Annotated in this window: 23 protein-coding genes; 2 read left to right on the forward strand and 21 right to left on the reverse strand. The window is 44.3% G+C overall.

The genetic code is table 11. The features are described 5' to 3' along the window. Positions 1 to 309 precede the first annotated feature (309 nt). The 15 genes from HW560_RS29875 to HW560_RS29945 all read right to left on the reverse strand — a co-directional run bounded on the left by HW560_RS29875 (position 310) and on the right by HW560_RS29945 (position 11,914). Positions 310 to 738: a hypothetical protein gene (locus tag HW560_RS29875; RefSeq protein ID WP_179265373.1), complete on the reverse strand. Its 429-nt coding sequence runs from the start codon at positions 736 to 738 to the stop codon at positions 310 to 312. Between the two features lie 10 nt (positions 739 to 748). Then, positions 749 to 1,336: a CDP-diacylglycerol--glycerol-3-phosphate 3-phosphatidyltransferase gene (pgsA, locus tag HW560_RS29880; protein ID WP_179265374.1), complete on the reverse strand. Its 588-nt coding sequence runs from the start codon at positions 1,334 to 1,336 to the stop codon at positions 749 to 751. A gap of 155 nt (positions 1,337 to 1,491) precedes the next feature. Further along, entirely contained in the window at positions 1,492 to 3,417 is a 1,926-nt protein-coding gene (locus tag HW560_RS29885; protein ID WP_179265375.1) for an ABC transporter permease, read from the reverse strand. Continuing rightward, positions 3,414 to 4,169, reverse strand: a complete 756-nt coding sequence (locus tag HW560_RS29890; RefSeq protein ID WP_090894957.1) for an ABC transporter ATP-binding protein — start codon at positions 4,167 to 4,169, stop codon at positions 3,414 to 3,416. Before HW560_RS29890 ends, HW560_RS29885 begins: the two co-directional genes overlap by 4 nt. Before the next feature lie 100 nt (positions 4,170 to 4,269). Next, positions 4,270 to 5,274 carry a sensor histidine kinase gene (locus HW560_RS29895; RefSeq protein WP_090894955.1) on the reverse strand — a complete coding sequence of 335 codons (1,005 nt, stop codon included), beginning with the start codon at positions 5,272 to 5,274 and terminating at the stop codon, positions 4,270 to 4,272. Beyond that, on the reverse strand, positions 5,271 to 5,960 hold the full coding sequence (locus tag HW560_RS29900; protein WP_090894954.1) for a response regulator transcription factor: 690 nt from the start codon (positions 5,958 to 5,960) through the stop codon (positions 5,271 to 5,273). Before HW560_RS29900 ends, HW560_RS29895 begins: the two co-directional genes overlap by 4 nt. A 293-nt stretch (positions 5,961 to 6,253) precedes the next feature. Further along, positions 6,254 to 6,994 carry an SDR family NAD(P)-dependent oxidoreductase gene (locus HW560_RS29905; protein WP_090894952.1) on the reverse strand — a complete coding sequence of 247 codons (741 nt, stop codon included), beginning with the start codon at positions 6,992 to 6,994 and terminating at the stop codon, positions 6,254 to 6,256. A 47-nt stretch (positions 6,995 to 7,041) separates the two neighbouring features. Next, positions 7,042 to 7,764, reverse strand: a complete 723-nt coding sequence (locus HW560_RS29910; RefSeq protein WP_090894950.1) for a class I SAM-dependent methyltransferase — start codon at positions 7,762 to 7,764, stop codon at positions 7,042 to 7,044. A gap of 267 nt (positions 7,765 to 8,031) precedes the next feature. After that, entirely contained in the window at positions 8,032 to 8,538 is a 507-nt protein-coding gene (locus HW560_RS29915) for a GNAT family N-acetyltransferase (RefSeq protein ID WP_179265376.1), read from the reverse strand. 30 nt (positions 8,539 to 8,568) lie between these two features. Continuing rightward, positions 8,569 to 9,042, reverse strand: coding sequence for an NUDIX domain-containing protein (locus HW560_RS29920; protein WP_179265377.1), 474 nt, complete (start codon positions 9,040 to 9,042; stop codon positions 8,569 to 8,571). Positions 9,043 to 9,070: 28 nt separating this feature from the next. Continuing rightward, complete coding sequence (locus tag HW560_RS29925) at positions 9,071 to 9,595, reverse strand: YfiT family bacillithiol transferase (RefSeq protein WP_090894944.1); 525 nt, start codon at positions 9,593 to 9,595, stop codon at positions 9,071 to 9,073. A 47-nt stretch (positions 9,596 to 9,642) separates the two neighbouring features. Further along, entirely contained in the window at positions 9,643 to 10,185 is a 543-nt protein-coding gene (locus HW560_RS29930) for a GNAT family N-acetyltransferase (protein WP_090894942.1), read from the reverse strand. Next, positions 10,160 to 10,723 (reverse strand): hypothetical protein, encoded by a 564-nt coding sequence (locus HW560_RS29935; protein WP_179265378.1) that lies wholly within the window; start codon positions 10,721 to 10,723, stop codon positions 10,160 to 10,162. The genes HW560_RS29930 and HW560_RS29935 overlap by 26 nt, the downstream gene beginning before the upstream one ends. Before the next feature lie 20 nt (positions 10,724 to 10,743). Then, positions 10,744 to 11,184 (reverse strand): hypothetical protein, encoded by a 441-nt coding sequence (locus tag HW560_RS29940; RefSeq protein ID WP_179265379.1) that lies wholly within the window; start codon positions 11,182 to 11,184, stop codon positions 10,744 to 10,746. Positions 11,185 to 11,242: 58 nt separating this feature from the next. Further along, positions 11,243 to 11,914: a class I SAM-dependent methyltransferase gene (locus tag HW560_RS29945; RefSeq protein ID WP_256222194.1), complete on the reverse strand. Its 672-nt coding sequence runs from the start codon at positions 11,912 to 11,914 to the stop codon at positions 11,243 to 11,245. A gap of 225 nt (positions 11,915 to 12,139) precedes the next feature. Between HW560_RS29945 and HW560_RS29950 the strand changes: the two genes are divergently transcribed. Next, positions 12,140 to 12,913, forward strand: coding sequence for a sporulation protein (locus HW560_RS29950; RefSeq protein ID WP_179265380.1), 774 nt, complete (start codon positions 12,140 to 12,142; stop codon positions 12,911 to 12,913). 82 nt (positions 12,914 to 12,995) lie between these two features. Here the strand turns inward: HW560_RS29950 and HW560_RS29955 are convergent, their stop codons facing one another. The 3 genes from HW560_RS29955 to HW560_RS29965 all read right to left on the reverse strand — a co-directional run bounded on the left by HW560_RS29955 (position 12,996) and on the right by HW560_RS29965 (position 14,285). Beyond that, positions 12,996 to 13,301 carry a hypothetical protein gene (locus HW560_RS29955; RefSeq protein WP_179265381.1) on the reverse strand — a complete coding sequence of 102 codons (306 nt, stop codon included), beginning with the start codon at positions 13,299 to 13,301 and terminating at the stop codon, positions 12,996 to 12,998. 245 nt (positions 13,302 to 13,546) lie between these two features. Beyond that, positions 13,547 to 13,690: a hypothetical protein gene (locus HW560_RS34115; RefSeq protein WP_256221947.1), complete on the reverse strand. Its 144-nt coding sequence runs from the start codon at positions 13,688 to 13,690 to the stop codon at positions 13,547 to 13,549. Between the two features lie 25 nt (positions 13,691 to 13,715). Next, positions 13,716 to 14,285, reverse strand: a complete 570-nt coding sequence (locus tag HW560_RS29965; protein ID WP_179265382.1) for a DMP19 family protein — start codon at positions 14,283 to 14,285, stop codon at positions 13,716 to 13,718. 282 nt (positions 14,286 to 14,567) lie between these two features. On the opposite strand from HW560_RS29965, the gene HW560_RS29970 reads away from it, so the two are divergent. Further along, positions 14,568 to 15,725 (forward strand): glycosyltransferase family 4 protein, encoded by a 1,158-nt coding sequence (locus HW560_RS29970; RefSeq protein WP_179265383.1) that lies wholly within the window; start codon positions 14,568 to 14,570, stop codon positions 15,723 to 15,725. 242 nt (positions 15,726 to 15,967) lie between these two features. Here HW560_RS29970 and HW560_RS29975 read toward each other — a convergent pair whose 3' ends face one another. The 3 genes from HW560_RS29975 to HW560_RS29985 form a co-directional block, all read right to left on the reverse strand. Then, on the reverse strand, positions 15,968 to 16,486 hold the full coding sequence (locus tag HW560_RS29975) for an NUDIX domain-containing protein (protein ID WP_257031507.1): 519 nt from the start codon (positions 16,484 to 16,486) through the stop codon (positions 15,968 to 15,970). 65 nt (positions 16,487 to 16,551) lie between these two features. Beyond that, on the reverse strand, positions 16,552 to 17,214 hold the full coding sequence (locus HW560_RS29980) for an HAD family hydrolase (protein ID WP_179265384.1): 663 nt from the start codon (positions 17,212 to 17,214) through the stop codon (positions 16,552 to 16,554). Between the two features lie 288 nt (positions 17,215 to 17,502). Then, positions 17,503 to 17,673 (reverse strand): YHYH domain-containing protein, encoded by a 171-nt coding sequence (locus HW560_RS29985; protein ID WP_094030628.1) that lies wholly within the window; start codon positions 17,671 to 17,673, stop codon positions 17,503 to 17,505. Positions 17,674 to 17,763 lie beyond the last annotated feature (90 nt).

A 17,763-nucleotide genomic window follows, 5' to 3' on the forward strand; every position in this document is an offset into this window, starting at 1 on the left:
TCCGATTTGTTTCATGATGTTTCAGCTACTACAAGTATACTCGGAACACTGCTGAGGCCCTATATTTTTTTGGGTTCTATTGTAACGACAAAGAAACCCTGCGACTTTCACGCAGAGTCTGCCTTTATTTTTTTAATATGCCTATTCCGATAATTGAAGCAACCATTTGCGCAAAGAATCGATCTCTATAAAAATGTCTTCCCCGCCGTTTTTCGGTATGGATATGTTGGGTCTGCCAAGTGTATGATGCTCTTGCAGCATCTTGCTCCATAAGAATTCAATCGCTCTCAAAAGCTCCAACAAAAACTCTTATTCAGATGTAATGAACTGCGTGAGTATTTTCTGAGGATCCAACTCCAAACGAATAGCAAACCTTAATCTGCCCTTTGCCAGCTGCTCCATTTCTAGTAAGTAAGGATCGATTCCATAACTTACACAGGCTTTACCCCGCTCCATCAACTTGCGAATAGCTCGCAAGTAGTCCAGCCATATATTCAAGCCACTTGGAACCTCATATCCAATCAGTGGTTGTCCGCCCTCATCGAATACATGAATGGCCATCTGAAGAGAGTCCAGTCCAAATTTTCTACTCATTATCAACCGTTCTACCTGTATTCGATCATTCACATCCGCGTATTGAACTTCAGGTCTTTGTTTTACAGCAACCAGCCAGTTATCCATTCCACTCTCTTCTTCAATCATAGATCCCGATTTAGCCAGATACACTCTAGCTTTCATGACAAGCCCCCTACCTACCCAACCTAAGCAACCTATAGTTCACTACAATATAGTTCAATCCCGATAACAGCGTAACTCCTACCGCCAGCCACAATAAAATCCCATCAACTCGCACATCTGTCAACAAACTGAACGGAACATTATTCAATAACACAGCAATGATGGCTGCGACCTGCAGCACCATTTTGAGCTTGCCATACCGGTCGGCCGCAAGTGCGATCCCCTGTTCACTCGCAATCATGCGCAGCGCCGTAATGACAATTTCACGTCCAATAATGATTACAGCAATCCATGAACCGATCAGATTCTCCTGAACCATCATAATCAGCGCAACCGAAATCAATAGTTTATCTGCCAGTGGATCAAGCAATTTCCCCAGATTGGTGATCTGATTATATTTTCGCGCCACATACCCATCCAATTTATCGGTACCCGCAGCCAGTGCAAAAATAATAACGCCAATCACCAGACCATGCTGATCCAGAAAACGAATAAGTTCACTCGACTCCTGTATCCATGACGGCAACGGGATGAAGCACAACATAAACAAAGGAATCAATGCCATTCTCGCCAGGGTAATTTTGTTAGCCAGGTTCATGGAAAACCTCCCTCTACTTCACTCCAGTATGTTGTGATTTCTCCACCATTGAGCCATCCTCCTTTTTTTCACAAAAAAAGAAAGGGCAGACTGCTCATACAGTTACCCCTTCTTCGGAATTCTTTAATGTATTCCTCTGTAGCTCATCCTCTGATCTACAATGATTCCTTTATCACTCGTTTGTAATACCATATGGACAACAGGCCGAAGATGGAATACAACAACGTATACACAATCATGACGATTACAGTAGGTGTGGCAAGTTCGGTGCCAAAGAAGAACCAGCCTGATTTCACGGCAAAATAACTATGGCTTAGTCCCACAACAAGTGGAATGCCGAAATTAAACAACTGCTTGTACTGAATTCCGCGTAACAAATTGCCTTGCGTAAATCCAAGTTTGCGCAGAATGGTATAGTTTGATTTCTCTTCTTCGCTCTCATTCATTTGTTTGAAATAGAGGATACACCCGGATGTAATCAAGAAAGTCAGTCCCAGGAAACCAACAATGAACATGATTAGGCCCATACTGGTTCGTTGATTATTTCTGAATTCAATCTGGGAGAAGCTTGGAGCTTCCAATTTCAGATCTGCAAAAATGGCATACGCATTCTCTTCTTGCCCGGAATCTGTAATGTGCACACCGTAATAATCGGTCGCTCCCCCTTTTTGAAGTTTCGGATCAAGATCCTGCTCAAGCTCCGCATAAACCGATTCATCCACAACCGCCACGGGTGTACCCTGGGTATAGTATACGGGAAGCACGCCCTGTTTCGTGGTTCCGATTAATTGCTGGTCAATGGCTTGCTTCAACCCGTGCAGAACAATGGGGCCTTTCTCCTGAATTGAAATTAACTGTTGGATTACATTGCCATACCCCATGAAAACCACTTCACCTGGTTGCAGGTCGATGTTATCTACCATGCTGTCACTTAACACACTACTGAACAATCGATCTTCCGACAGGGAATCATTCATCACCTTGGTTGCATCAATTTCAATATACAAAGGTTGTCTGTGTTTCTCTTCATATGGAATCTGTTTGTGATCCAACTCGGCTACAAAACGATTTTTCACATCAACCTGGGCAAATGAAAAATCATCTGGCAAGCTTTCCTTGGCTTGCGCCTCTGCCGAATAATAGGAAATATAACTGAGCGACAACATGCCTATGGCGAGTGCCGATACGGTAGTAATAATGGTCAGCAGCAAGGCATTCGACTTCATGCGAAACATGATGGAGGATAACGACAATACCTCGTTAATGGAGAGGTAGCCTTTTTTGCTTTTGCGAATCAGATTAAACAGAAAACTGACCGAACCTTTGTAGAACAGATATGTCCCCAGAATGACCGAGAACAGAATCAGAATCATCGTGTACATTAACTGCTGCATATCCAACGCCTCACCATTGAACAGCCGTGCAGACAGGATGTAACCGAACACGATCAGAGCAATACCCAAGATACCCATCAGAATCTGCCCAACAGATAACTTCTTTACCTGCTGCTCTGTTGTAGAAGACACCCGAAAGAGTGATAGAATACTCTGGGCTCGGATAAATGTGTAATTCATCAACATGATAAGCAGATACATGACGGCAAAGACAATCAGCGTTTGTACTAGCGCCATCGGTGAGAAGTATAGCTTCGTGATCACATCAACGCCAATAATTTTGAACAAAATCATCAATATCAGCTTGGAACCCAGAAACCCGATTAGAATACCGATTACCATAGAACCAAAGTAGAGAATGCAATTTTCCGCACTCAAGATGCCAAATATTCTTCCCTTCGTCAGTCCGATTAGCTGAAACAAACCGATCTCCTTACTGCGCCGCTTGATAAAGATCGTATTGGCATAGAGCAGAAAAATGCCCACAATGACAATCAGTAACACGGAGGATGCGCCGATCGCAGCCGCTCCTTTCGTTGATTCAGCAACCTCATCCATGGAGGGATCATATTGTAGTGTCACAAAGGAAAAATACAGCGCCACACTAAAGATCAGGGCAAAGACGTAAAGATAATAATTTTTCAGATTTTTCCTTAGATTGCGAAAGATGATGTAATTCAGGCTCATGGCTGCACACCACCCAACACGCCCTGAGTTTTGATAATATCGTTGAAGAAAGTTTGTCGGGACTCGTCTCCTTTATTTAATTGGGTGTAGATCTGACCGTCCCGGATGAAAATCACCCTGCTGCAATAACTTGCGGCAAACGGATCATGTGTAACCATAATAATCGTAGCCTGATGCTTCCTGTTCATATCACTCATTTTGCCAAGCAGGTCCGAAGCCGATTTGGAATCGAGTGCACCCGTCGGCTCGTCAGCGAAAATAATGCTCGGATCATGCACAAACGCACGGGCGGCTGAAGTTCGCTGTTTCTGTCCACCCGAGATTTCGGATGGATATTTGTCTTTCAGCTCATATATGCCCAGCTCACGGGCGATTTGTTCGAACTTCAGGTGTGCCTCATGCTTCGGAATACTCGTAATCGAGAGCGGCAGCAATACATTTTCCTTCACCGTGAGGGTATCCAGCAAATTATATTCCTGAAAAATAAAACCGAGATAGTCTTTGCGGAACTCAGCCAGCCGTTTCTCCTTCATGCCGGTAAACTCCTGGCCTTCGATTTCAATTGTGCCCTGACTTACCCGATCGATCGAAGAAAGAACATTCAGCAGTGTCGTTTTCCCCGAACCCGAGGGCCCCATAATCCCAACAAATTCGCCTTTACTTACCCCGAGATCAATCCCCTTGAGGACTTCCTGTTTATTTAATTTGTTGCCATAGACTTTATGAATTTTTTTGGCTTCCAGTATCCACATATCCCACTCACTCCTCTTTGGTATATCTCCATCATAGGCGGGATACTCCAATTTATCGTGCGATTCACCGAACAAAACCAAAAAGCATGTGACAATGTTGTCACACGCCTGCAAGGTGGATCATGTCATTCTTTCGCGGGAAGGTTAGCTTGACGCTGGTGCCCTCTCCGGGAGCAGACTGTACCTGAATGTCTATACGAAGTGTTTGTGCCACCTGTCGAGTCAAATACAAACCCATCCCCGTTGCGTTTCCTTCCAGCCTGCCTTGGGTTGAAGTGAAGCCTTTATCAAAGATACGTGGTAAATCCTGCGCTTCGATCCCTCGTCCATAATCCTGAATGGTCAATATAATATGCCCATCCTGTTCCTTGCTTTCAATGACAATGTCAGAGGAATGACTGTATTTCACCGCATTGCTAAGCAGCTGCCGTATGATAAAACCTAACCATTTGCTGTCGGTCAGCACCTTGGTCACATCTAATGACACGTCGAAGCCAATCCGTTTGGATATACACCATGACTTCAAAGCTCTAATCTCGCCATTCAAAATCGGTTCAAGCTCTGTTTCTTCCACAAACAAATCATTATGCATAAATGGAATACGCTTCTGGTGAAGCTGCTGATCGAGCAGTTGGTGAATTCGCAGCCATTCATACGTCATCTGTCCTTGCAGCTTGTCATCCGGCATTCGCTCGATCATCAATTGCAGCGCGGTTAGTGGCGTCTTCACCTCGTGAATCCAGGCTAACATCTCATCCTTCTCCTGCTCCAGCAAAATAAAATGAGCTGATGACTCCTTCCGATAACGTTCGGTCTGGGAAGTCACGGCATCGTGCACAATCCGTTCATAAGGGCTTTCAGCGATATCCAAATCCCCTGGATCATAGGTATGATCCCAGGCAGTTAATCTTTTGTAGAAACGGGTCTCTATTGGATATCTCGCCCAGATAAACACAATGCATACCACTACATTCAGCACGACGATGTACGCTACAGATTGGAATGGAATGGACTTGTCGATATAGGCTACAAATAAAAAGATGAGCTGTATGCTTATAAGCAACACTAGCCAGCTCAGCTTTTCCCGTATGTATTTTCCAATCATGTTTCCGCCTCTTCCGTTGCCATATAGCCCTGCCCCACCTTGGTTTCAATATAGCCATCCAGATTTAGCGGCTCCAGCTTTTTGCGAAGACGATTGACGTTGACTGTCAGCGTGTTATCACTCACAAAATGTTCATGATCCCAGAGACTGCGAATCAGGTCTTCCCGGGTCACAATCTGATTTTTGTGCTCAACCAGCACTTTGAGAATGAACATTTCATTTTTGGTCAAAAGGACTGACTCATTGTCATGGGTAAGCGTATTTTTCACATATTCAATGGTAGCCCCACGCCATGTGCGCAGCTCAATCCGCTCTGTATTGTAGTTATATACCCTACGCAGGATCGCCTGGATCTTGGCTATCAGCACATCGAAATGGAAGGGCTTCTGGATAAAATCATCTGCGCCCAGATGCATCGACATGACCATATCCGTAGGATGATCCCGTGAGGACAGAAAGATAATCGGCACATTGGAATGGGCTCGGATCATGCGACACCAATGAAAGCCGTCATACTGGGGAAGCTGAATATCAATAATGACCAGCTGTGGCTGAATAGCACTGTATTCCTGCATCACTTTGCCAAAATCCTGCACGCCATACACGTCATATGACCACTGGGATAACCGTTCTTTGATTTCACTGAATAACGATTCATCGTCTTCAATGAGCATAATTTTAAACATATACCTTCACCACGTTTCTGTTCTTCTTGGGCATTGCCCGAAGCATATTGTTTGACAATCTACGGGGGACCGTTCCAGATACGGATCGTTCTTCCGATCGCTGTTGCCCCCAAATTTCCTTTATTAAATTTAGAAATTAGGAGACAAAGGCGAACGCTACCGCTTCTTCAGAATCGATTCCGTCTCTTCCACTCCTGCCGCTATTAATAGAACAATACAAATTTCGAGGCAAAGTAAATCCATAATCTCTTACCAATTTAGATGAATCTAAACGTTTATAACTGTTAATCCTGTTATCCCTCCATAGTATGGAGGACCTTGCTTGGATCACTGATTTCTTCCATCCGTTCAATTAATTGCTTGGCGACATCTTGTGGCGATCTTAATTGGCCTGCTTCATAGACCTGACCGAATACCTCAGACAGTGCAAATTCCTCTGCACTTTTGCCTCTTGCCACAGCCTGTAGCTCAGTATCTACCATCCCTGGATCGAATGCAATCACTTCAACGGGATTGGGTTGCCCGGATTGTTCCATCGCTACGCACTGGGTGAACATGTTTATTCCAGCTTTGGAGGCACAGTAAGATGCCATTGAAGGTGCCGGATAACTGCCTGACCCGGACGATACATTGACTATTTTTCTGCGTGTGGTCAGGTGGTTGGTATGTTGTATAAAAGATGAAGTCAGAATCATAGGCGCTGCCAAACTGATGTTCAGATTAAGACTGATCTCCTCTGCACTGCACCGATCTATCGATTTCAACGGTTCCAGCATCGCTGCATTGTTTATGAGCCCAATGAATTCAACTTCTTGCAAAGATATCTGTTTCAAAATGTGTGAGACAAGCTCTTCGATACCACTAAGGTCACCAAGATCGTACTGAAAATGCTTATAACGATCAGTCGCTTCCTTCATGTCAGCTGTTCCGCGTGCAATGCCGTAGACGTAATCTCCTTTTTCCACTAACAATTCTGCGAGTTGCTTACCGATCCCCTTGGACGTACCTGTAATGATAAAGTGCCTGTTTCCCATGTACTTTAACACCCTTTCTGTTACGCATTTTGGTTAGAAACATCTTATTATGTATGGATTGGTTTTCTCCACAACGTCACCCATAGAATGGGCAAGCCAAAACAATCTTCATCCTGATCCATCTCCTTCATCGGTCGCAACTCCACGCATTCAAATGGATCTTCAAGCAAATAGCGAAGCTTTTCCTCCGTAAAAGCCAGACCACCTTTCATCGACTTCTCACGGTATACCTCCCAATCGTCCATAACGCTCTCCGGTCCACCCTGACCGCCAAATCCTGGAGCAAAGCAGGTCATTCCAAAATACCCTCCAGGTTTAAGTGCTTTCTGAATCATCTGTATGTAGGGAATTCGCTGATGTGGCAGCAGGTGGTGAAGACATCCCGAATCATAGACCAGATCGTACTCTTCCTGTGGCGTGAGTTCAAATGCTGATTTGCATTCGAAATTCACCTCAAGCTTTTCTTCCGCTGCTCTTTCCTTGGCCCAGGCAATGGCTGCCTCCGAGAGATCATAAGCATCTACCTTATAACCCTGACGTGTTAGATATATTGCATTTCTTCCCGGGCCACAACCTAGCTCCAATGCTTTACGCCCAGGTAATATCCCTGAGTTCACATGTGCTACCAGATTTTCATCCGGCTTGTTTGGAAAAAAGGGAATCGGTCGGTCCCGATCTTCATAGAACGGTTCCCAAAATTGCTTCGCTGATCTGAATTCTGCGTCAAGCATGTCATATAGATCCTGGACATTTTTAATCGTCTTCTCCATAGCCACATTCCTCCTCGAATTCATACAAAATATCCTGTACATTCCCTCTTATGAATCGATCTCTTTCCCTTTAAATCACCCGATTTATCACGGTTTCTACGCTAAATCAACTACCCTCTATTATAACATTTCCAACCAATCCAACTCTATTTTTCTTGTATGATTCCGAGCCAAAAATGGTCTATTTACATGTAAAAAACGACGTTTAGAAGAAAGTACCTCCCTGTCTTCTCAACATCGTTTTAATCCTTTTTGTTCAGGATTCGATCAGCTTAACTTCTTCGTTAGATACAGCACCACATCGTCATCGATAATCGTTTCATCGCCCCTCTTTAGATAACGATCATGCTTGTGAATACCAAGACCATCCGGTATATATCCACGACGGGCATACAGAATTTGAGCTTTGCCATAATCGGAAAACACCCCGACACCAATCCCCGCAGTATCGGTTCTCTCCTGAATAACTTCTTCTGCCCGGTCCATCAAACGTGATCCAATTCCCTGACGCTGATACTTAATCAGTACATTGAAATCATTAATTTCCGGAATACCCTGTTCCTTGAACGACGGGTAATATGAATTCCACAATACATTTACGTAACCGGCAAAAGCACCAGCAAGCTCCGCTACCAGAGTCACCCGCTCACCATTCTGCTGTTCTGCAAGATATTGAATATACTGCTCTGCCGATTTCGCCCAACCCTGTTCCTGAAAAGCCTGCGAAATTACGACCGGATCGCTCTCATCCAAAAGTCTGATATGTATATTCATCGATGTAATCTCCTTAATATTATTAGATATTTAAATGTTATTTTCACAAAAAGTCAGATCCACGAAGTGTTCGTGTGTCCCTTTGGCAGAATACATCCTCCACTGCTGCAAAAAAGTATAAAACATGTCTCCAAAACTCATACCCTCTGGCAATGTATCCACCATTTTTATCGCATCAATTTCCGAATTAGATTCCATCGATACAGCACGGAATTCCATAATATTCGCATAATAGACCAAGCCGAATTTTCCGTTCATTTCATAGATTCCGAAGGGTTCAAGCATGAACTTCATTGCCCCTGTCTCTTCATACAGTTCTCTTCCAGCAGCTGTAAGAACAGACTCGCCAGCTTCACGATTACCTCCTGGGAATTCCCAGCCTTGGCGTTTAAGGTTATGAATAATGACGTATTTCTCCTGAAACTGAGTAACCATGATGACAAACTGAATCTCTTGTTCCAATTCATGAAATTCACTTAGTTCCAGCCACTGTTGCCCTATCATCAGTAATTACACCTCACATATTTCACCCCTAGATTTCCAACCTGCTTCTAAGCGAGGTAATATGGGCAACGTGGTGTCTGCCATGCCATGCATATACGCCCAAATTGTAGTCCAGTCTGGTCGTTTCTTTGGATGCGGGATGATAAAAGGTTTTGGCATAGTCTACATCTGATAATGTGTTTAACAGCGCTACCCAACGACGATGCAGCGCATCCAGGATTTGCAGGGAAAACTCGACGTCCAGCTCCCGCGAATCACTCAGTTCAGCCCATCGTTCCTCGTAATATGGTCTTATCGTAGGGTTATCCTCCGTCAGTGCCAGCTTGAAACGAACCATGCTATTCATATGGCTATCTGCCATATGGTGTATGACCTGTTTGAGCATCCAGCCACCTTCCCGGTAGGGTAACCTCAATTGGTCTTCACTCAGTCCTTTAACCGCTTCACGGGCACGCTCCGGCAACTCCGCAATATCCTGAATCCACTGCTTCCGCTGCTCTGGTGTGACCTCGCCTGTATGTTCAAATGATCCAATCGGGTATCTCAAATCCATCGATCATTCCTCCTTGTTTAAATGGTTTATATATACACATTGCCCTCCTATGGGGCATACTCCATCAGCCAGCAGTCTCTCATCTGTCCTTCGTGCAGCTCATGTTCTGGTAGAAGTCTGACCTTCCTGAAACCACACTTCTCGTAACAAGCTATGGCACGATCGTTCCACGTTTGCGGGTCCATGACCACTTTCCTGGCCTGCCTCTCGTTGACCAGATAAGCCAACATGGATTGTACTAGTTGTGTGCCAATACCACGGTTCCAGTAATCCACCTCTCCAATAAACTGATCTGTTCCATAGATGATTTCATCTATGTCACCATAACCATACTCATTCCGTTCTTCCTCCTCCAGTTCATAGAACTGGATATAGCCGATCGGTTTACCTTCGTGTTCAACCATACAACGATGTGCCGTATCCTCTTGACTATAAAAGTGCTCTCTGACCAAATTCAGATCATGCGGCTGATCACGGCCTTCATAATATTGAAGTACTACTGGGTCAGACAACCATTGAACAAGGAGCTGTTCATCCTTTTCATCCAGTAAACGCACCGTAATCTCATTCCATTGATAGATTAGCTTCATTCCAAATACTCCTTAATGATCTCCAGAGGCTCTCCTGAGACCCAGCTTGGTCCTTCCCCAATAATTTTTCCTGATGAACATAATAGATCATCGGTTGCCGAATCAGTTCTGCCTCCTCACCCAAAGGATGAATAGTAAAACGCATCTTGTACGTGCCCACCGCATCAGGTATGGAGAACCCTGCAAATTCAGTTATCGCTGTTGATGACTGCCCCTGTAACGCTTGACGAAAAATTTCTTCCATTGCACCTGTGCTGCCGACGGAGGTAGGTCGAATAAATCGGTTGTCCTTTTTGTCATCAAAAGATATTGAACCCCAGCCAGGTACAAGGGGATAGACGGTGTGCTGACCCTTGTCTTCTTTTGTGCGTATAATGGTTAATTGCACCTCGTATTCATCCGCAGCTGTCTGCCGAATCGTGCCCTTCATGTTAACATCCTGCGCTGTAACGCTTGGAGCCAAATTATTATATACAATGAAAGCTGCTACAATAATAATTGCAATACCCGTTATCCAAAATATCGTACTTCTACGCATGTATTTAACCCCCAAGCTGATTAACCGTAAGTCTGAAGTAACTCGCTCTCCATTAGTATATGTGTAATGCTGTCCAGTTCCGGAGAAGCAGACCAATCACTATGTGTATTCAAACCATATTTAATCGTATGGATAACGCTATTGGCTGACATATATAAATTATGGTGTACTCCCGGTTCCACAATGATGTGATCTCCTTCGCACATAACTCTGATTTCAAGCATTTGATCATTCGTAAATTTTGCATAAGCGATCCAACCGGACTGCACAACATAGAATTCGGTTATATGGTTATGAAAATGGCTATTTTGCCATGCTCCCTGAGATGAAGCTACCGTTCTACAATAATAACTGCCATCCTCTGAAACCATTTTGTATTTCCGTTCCCCATTAGCCATCTGCTCGAAGGTGGTAATCACGTTGTCCGGCCCTAGATTTCGTTCTAAAGTTTCTCTATCCAAACCATTACACCTCCTGATCTGAAATACGAAGGTAGCATTCAAACTCTATAATCTTCCTTTAACGCCTTACGGCCTTCCAGATATATTTGTGCTCACGCACAGCAAGTCTCCCATCAATCAGATTTTCCTTCAGCTTAACTTGAAGCTGTTCATGGTACTCAAGCCGTGTGTAATCCGGGTTGCCAGGGATATCGGAAAGAAAGATAGCGAACTCTTTTTCATCAGGGAAAACCATTAAAGCCTCGTTGAATTCCTCAATCTCAATGTTTTCATACTGATTCATGTGCAGCCTTTCTTGTACCTTGCTTACATCGGTATGAATGCCAAAGATCACGCCACCCTTTCGCAGCAATCGCCCATGTTCAATAATGGACGTAGGTCCTCTGCGGTCATAGATCAGGTCGAACTGTTCGTCTTCGAAAGGCAATTCTGTTTTGGTTGTAGCGTAGACAAATTCAATATTTCCAACGTCACTGGCCTCAAGCCCAGCTTGAGCGATACGCAGCAGCTCCTTCGAGTTGTCAAAACCCGTAATATGATCGGTATAGGCCGACATTTTTAATGTGAATTCACCATGACCACAACCCGCATCGAGCACGGATTTATGCTGAGGCAGCAACTGCATCAAACGCGCTTCAAATACATCTTCTGCTGAATTGCCCTCCCAGGTAAATACAGACCTACCCGTGTATCCTCCGTTACGCCGTGCGATCATGTCATACCATTCCATGCCCAATAGATATCCCCCCAGAAGAAAATCCCATATTAAACAACATTCGACACAGGCAAGTCGATTTCCCTGTACATAAGTTAACTTTTTTCTCACTAAAAAAGTTCAATCTATTCACATCTTGTGCTTGTTAAAATTTGAAACGCTTCTCTCGTAGGCGCCGTATTAAGCTCGAAGTCGTATTTTTCAACTTGGATAAACCAATAAGATGTGGAGGTTAAATGAATGTCTTTTTTTAAGAAAATGTTAGCCAGTGTAGGTGTTGGAGCAGCCAAAGTAAATACAGAATTACATACACCTCAGGTTACGCCTGGAGGCGTCATCTCTGGGATCGTGTACATCGAGGGTGGAGACGTGGAACAGAATGTAGACCGAATCTACCTTACGATCAAAACCCATTACATACGGGAGTACAATGATCGAAAAGTAAATGAAACTGCCGTTGTAGCCAAATACTTGCTTACCGAAGGTTTTATATTACAGGCTGGCGCCAAACTGGAGAAATCCTTCTCATTTGATCTACCAGAAAATCTTCCAATTACACTGCATCGTGCAGAGGTGTGGGTTGAAACTGGCCTCGATATATCAAGCGCCATGGACCCCTCAGACCGGGACAGACTCCATGTCGTTCCTACAAAAGATATGAACACTGTGCTTGATGCGATTGATCTCCTCGGTTTCAAGCTGCGTGAAGTGACCAACGACTATGCTCCAAAGCTTGGTGGTAATCTTCCATTTGTACAGGAATTTGAATTCGTGCCAACGAGCAAATTCCGTGGTTATTTGGATGAGCTGGAAGTACTATTCTACCCGATGGGAGATTCACTGGAACTGTTGCTTCAGATCGACCGCCGCGCACGTGGACTTGGTGGCATTTTCTCGGAGGCGATGGGGACGGATGAGAGCTTTGTCCGACTGCATCTCTACGAGAGACACCTTGCACGGGGTGCGCAGTCAGTTGCCCAAGGTCTGGAAGAAGTCATTTCCAAGCATTTATAATCTATTAAAAATAGCCAAAAAAACAGTTCTCCTACCAACTTTCATTGGTGTAGAACTGTTTTTTGGCTATGTTTTTCTTTTATTAATAAACAAGTCCAACCTCAGGAACGCTTTGTCCAGCGCTGTATCCCCGATCGAAGTCCATAATATGCAGCAGCAAGCAAGAGAAATCCAACAGCAGCGATGAGAATGGAAGTCGTGTCCCAGCGGGCAATGGAGCCAAAGCAACTTTGGACTGCAACAATGTGACGGATGAATCGTTATTCATTTCAGGTGTATGATTCAGCGTCATTAACATTCCTTGAACGACATTCCAAGCCATAAAACCCAGTGTGAATAGCAAAGTTACCAACAGGGATTCCACACTTAATCGTTTGTTGATCCTCATGATTTTGCCTCCTCAATTACGGTTTGATAATACTTTGGAAGTTATAACATTCACTACATCATCTGTTGTTTGGCCATCTGTCTGAATGTACTCTTCAAAGCGTGCTCCATGGAATGCTTCGACACACTTAACCGCTTGTTTAAAAGTCCATCCATCGGGCTTATCCCCGCGCTTCAACAATCTCTCATGTAATGTTTCCATGGATGTCATCAGGGTAAAATGAAAAAGGTCAGCGTCGAGCTCTTTCAGACCCCGATGGATGTAACTGAACTGCTCATGTAACCAATCTCTTCAGGATCGTAGATCATGCTGTTCGGAATTAGCGGCTGCAGCTTGGTTGCAGCAGAGGTTTTACCCGGGCCAAATGCCCCATTAATCGTCACAATCATAGTGACGCTCTCCTGCGTGTCAGATTCAATTAGACAAGAGGTGCTGCAACTCCTGTTTCAGTCGATCTTTGTTCGTATCCACATATTGATAAAGGAGTTCAAACACCTCTTCATTATCCGATTGCATGCTTAAATTACCCGCTTCCAGCTCCACCCGTTGCAAAACTTCATGGATCTGTTGTCCATGCGTATTCAGGGTCGTCGTTACATCCTGTTCAGAGAGTGCATTCACATTCTCTCTTAATTGCTCAGGTGTTACACCACTTTCGAATAACATATGCTGGATGTTCTTCAGAATCTCTGCATCTGCATCATTGCCTATGCGCTGCATTGCTTCCATCGTTTCACCCAGAAACTGCCCACTCGCATTTTCAAGAAAACCAGTCATTCCACTCATGGATAGCTCTGTATCCAGATCTATGATCAGGATGGTATCTCGCAATACCTGTGGAAGTTCAGGTCCACACTCCCGAATGGTCGCAAATTCCGCGCGATACAGATCCATGGCAACACTCCCCACCACTTCCTCACCCGACATGCTGTCAAACTGATCCAAGGGTAATAATTGCTGCAATTCTTCCTGTAATTTGTTCATCTCTCTGCCTCCTGTATCTCTCTATCTATAAGTTCAACTAATGAATATTTACACGATCACTCCGTTGACAGAACAACCTTCCGATCACTGTTATCCCCAAATTTTTTTGACGCCTATACATCATAGCAGAATATATTATATAAGTTTATCTGATGAAAGTTTGCATCTATTCACTTCCACGCACACTTTACACGGAATATGGATAAAGTTAACCTGCACTTGACCTTTGGAACATGATCCGCTGTTATGATCTTGTCATCAAGAGTCTTGGGAGGGGTTAAGATGCGCCTGGCCTTGTTCACCGACACCTATGTTCCGGAAACCAATGGTGTTGCCGGTACGCTGCACCGCTTGAGTAATCACTTGAACCGCAAAGGCATTGAGCATCTGCTATTCACACCGCAGTCTGTTATTGAAGGCAACGATGCCGCTCCGGTCCGTTCGGTGACTAACATCCCCTTTTTCCTCTATCCGGAATGTCGTATTGCCTTACCTAATCGAGCAGCGATTCATCGGGAGCTACAGTCCTTTCAACCAGATCTGCTGCATATCGCCACTCCATTCAATATGGGTCTTTTCGGTCTCAGGTATGCGCTCAAGCATCAGCTTCCACATGTTATCTCCTACCACACTCACTTCGATCGGTACCTCGAATACTACAGGTTGAAAAGCGTCATTCCCCTTTACTGGAAGTACATCCAATGGTTCCACCGGGCCTGTGATGCAACACTAACACCGTCTCAGGAGACCTTACACGCATTGCAATTAAAAGGTATTCAACGTCTGAAGTTATGGTCCCGAGGAATCGATTGCAGCCTGTATTCTCCTGATAAACGAAGCACCGATATCCGTACTCGCTACAACATAACGGCTCCTCTAATTTTACTCTACGTTGGACGTATTGCCCCGGAAAAAGATATCGCTACCCTCACCCTTGCCATGCAGCAGTTGCCAGGACCTATGCAATCCCGTGTACACTGGATCATTGTAGGCGATGGGCCATTACTTCCCAAAATGCGTATGCAATCCCCACCCAATGTCACCTTTACGGGGTATCTGCATGGGGAAGAGCTTGCTGCTATGTATGCTTCGGCAGATCTCTTTGTGTTTCCTTCCTCAACAGAAACATTTGGCAATGTGGTTCTGGAAGCGATGGCTTCTGGATTGCCGGTGCTCGCTGCGAATGGTGGCGGTGTAAAAGACTTGGTCACACATCATCGAAGTGGTGTTTTGTTCGAGCCGGGTAATGCGGATGCATTGATTCGAGAGATATGCCTCTGGGGAGATCATCTGGATCAACTGAGGAATATGGGCATTGAAGGCCGAAAACTTGCTGAGCAGCGATCGTGGGATCATATTTTTGACAGGTTGGTCGGAGATTATGAGGAAGCCATTGAGAATCGGAGAAGACGTACGAAAGATCGAATCATCACAGCTTGATTTTCATTAATTAACCGAATTGAATAACTGATGATCACTGCTGCTCCAAGACCCGCCTGTTGAAGTTTGGATATCAATATCCATCATGCTTTTAAAGAGAGAATTTATATTCAATACGAGGTATTAAAAAAGAGCGGGGATGGTTAATATCCTCGCTCTTTATAACAGTCGCCTACAGACGTTTAAACGTTATAGCTTTTTCGATCAGAGATAGGTCCCTTTCCCGGTCAAGACGTCTAACATTACACAACGGGTTGAAAGGATATCGTGTCTTGCATAATACTCCATTCTACCCTCGGTCTAGCCGCTGCCCCTTCCCCATTTAGGACATTACCGATCCATATCTCGTCGGTCTCCTGATTCTGCAAATAGTGCCGGATCGCAGCTTTAATCAGAATGGATGTATGTAAATCCAGCAGCTCATCCAAAGGAACCCAAAATAAATCCCCTTCATCTGATGGAATAAAGGCCCGATGCGTCGTCTCACCAAAATATACAAACTGCTGCCGAACTTCACCGTCGCTATACTGCATCAAAACATATCGAAGACGGAAATTTTCAATTTCCGCTTGCTTGAACCCCGTCTCTTCTTCAATCTCCCGGTAACTGGCGGTCATTGGTGTATTAAGCTCGCCGTGCTCCAAATGCCCGCCAATACCACCCCAGAACTCAAAATCGAACAGCCTGCTGCCTGCCTTCTTCATCATCAACATGTCGTTGCCATTACTCAAAAATGCCGTAGCCATTTGTCTGATCTCCATGTGCACCTACCTCACTGTTCTGTTATGTAATATTGTGTGGTTTGAATCTAATCTGACGATCTTTTCTAGAGTAGGCCTTTTAATTCACCAAGATGCTCAATAGCATGCAATGGTTTGGTTGTAATACTGTCCTGCCAAGGCTGATTGACCTTCATCCAGATCGTGCTCATACCTACTTTTGCCGCTCCTTCAACATCATTGACAGGATGGTCCCCAATGTAGATACACTGCTCGGGAGAGAGGTTGAAATGATCCAATGCCAATTTGAAAATACGAGGATCGGGCTTTTTGACCCCAGCCTCTTCCGAAACGATAATATGATCAAAATCATCCCGGATGCCGAGTTGATCAATTTTTCCGTACTGAATCTCGGTTTTACCATTGGTAATTAAACCTGTTTTATATTTTTCTCTTAGATGCTGAACCACTTCTCTCGCCTGCTGCATCAGAACAGCACTTTTCACATACTCTCTGCCATAGAACTCCATCAGCTCCGCGTGAGGCGGATTCTCAGCCCATGGTAATTCATGCAGCAGCTCGTTGAACAACACATCCTTGTCCTTGTAACCGTCCTCATCCAGCTCAACAATTCGTTTAAGAATATCATCCGTAGTTTCAAGATGGGCAAAATAAGTGTTGATCAAGCTCTGGCCGAAGCCTTCAAAGGTACTTGTTCTGTTGAGAATCGTATTGTCTAGATCAAAAATAATCGCTTTAATATGATCCATCGTCATGCTCCTCCTGTCTGGTCTGTAAAACGTTATTTCCTCAATAGTTGCTCCAGTTTCCGATTGGTTTCGGCCTGCTCTCGAATTAACCGTTTCGTATTAATATCTATGCTGATGAGTGTGACCGTCATAATAATTACACAAATGATCCCAATAAACGCCATAATATCTACTCACCTCTAACGTAATGTTTATTGTATTCTGTTAGCTGCGACTACCATGAATTATAAACATGCAAACCCAACCATAGATCAGACCAGGGCTGGGTTTACCTTGTAAAACTCATTTTCATTTCTTCTTTTTGTGATAATGGTAGCCTGTGCACAAGCCCTTTTGTTTGGATTTCGCGGAACAATTATGTCCACCATTTTTGTCCAGTCTACCTGGATGGGCATAAGCTGAAGAAGATACACCAATAAGTACGACAAAAGACAAGATTACAATGACAACCTTTTTCATAAGTCACCCTTCGATCACACCCTATGCTTTAGGGCTTAATTCATCCTCCATCATTCTACATGAAAACCCATAATTAGGATATCCTTATTG

It is taken from the genome of Paenibacillus sp. E222 (assembly GCF_013401555.1).
Lineage (GTDB): Bacteria > Bacillota > Bacilli > Paenibacillales > Paenibacillaceae > Paenibacillus.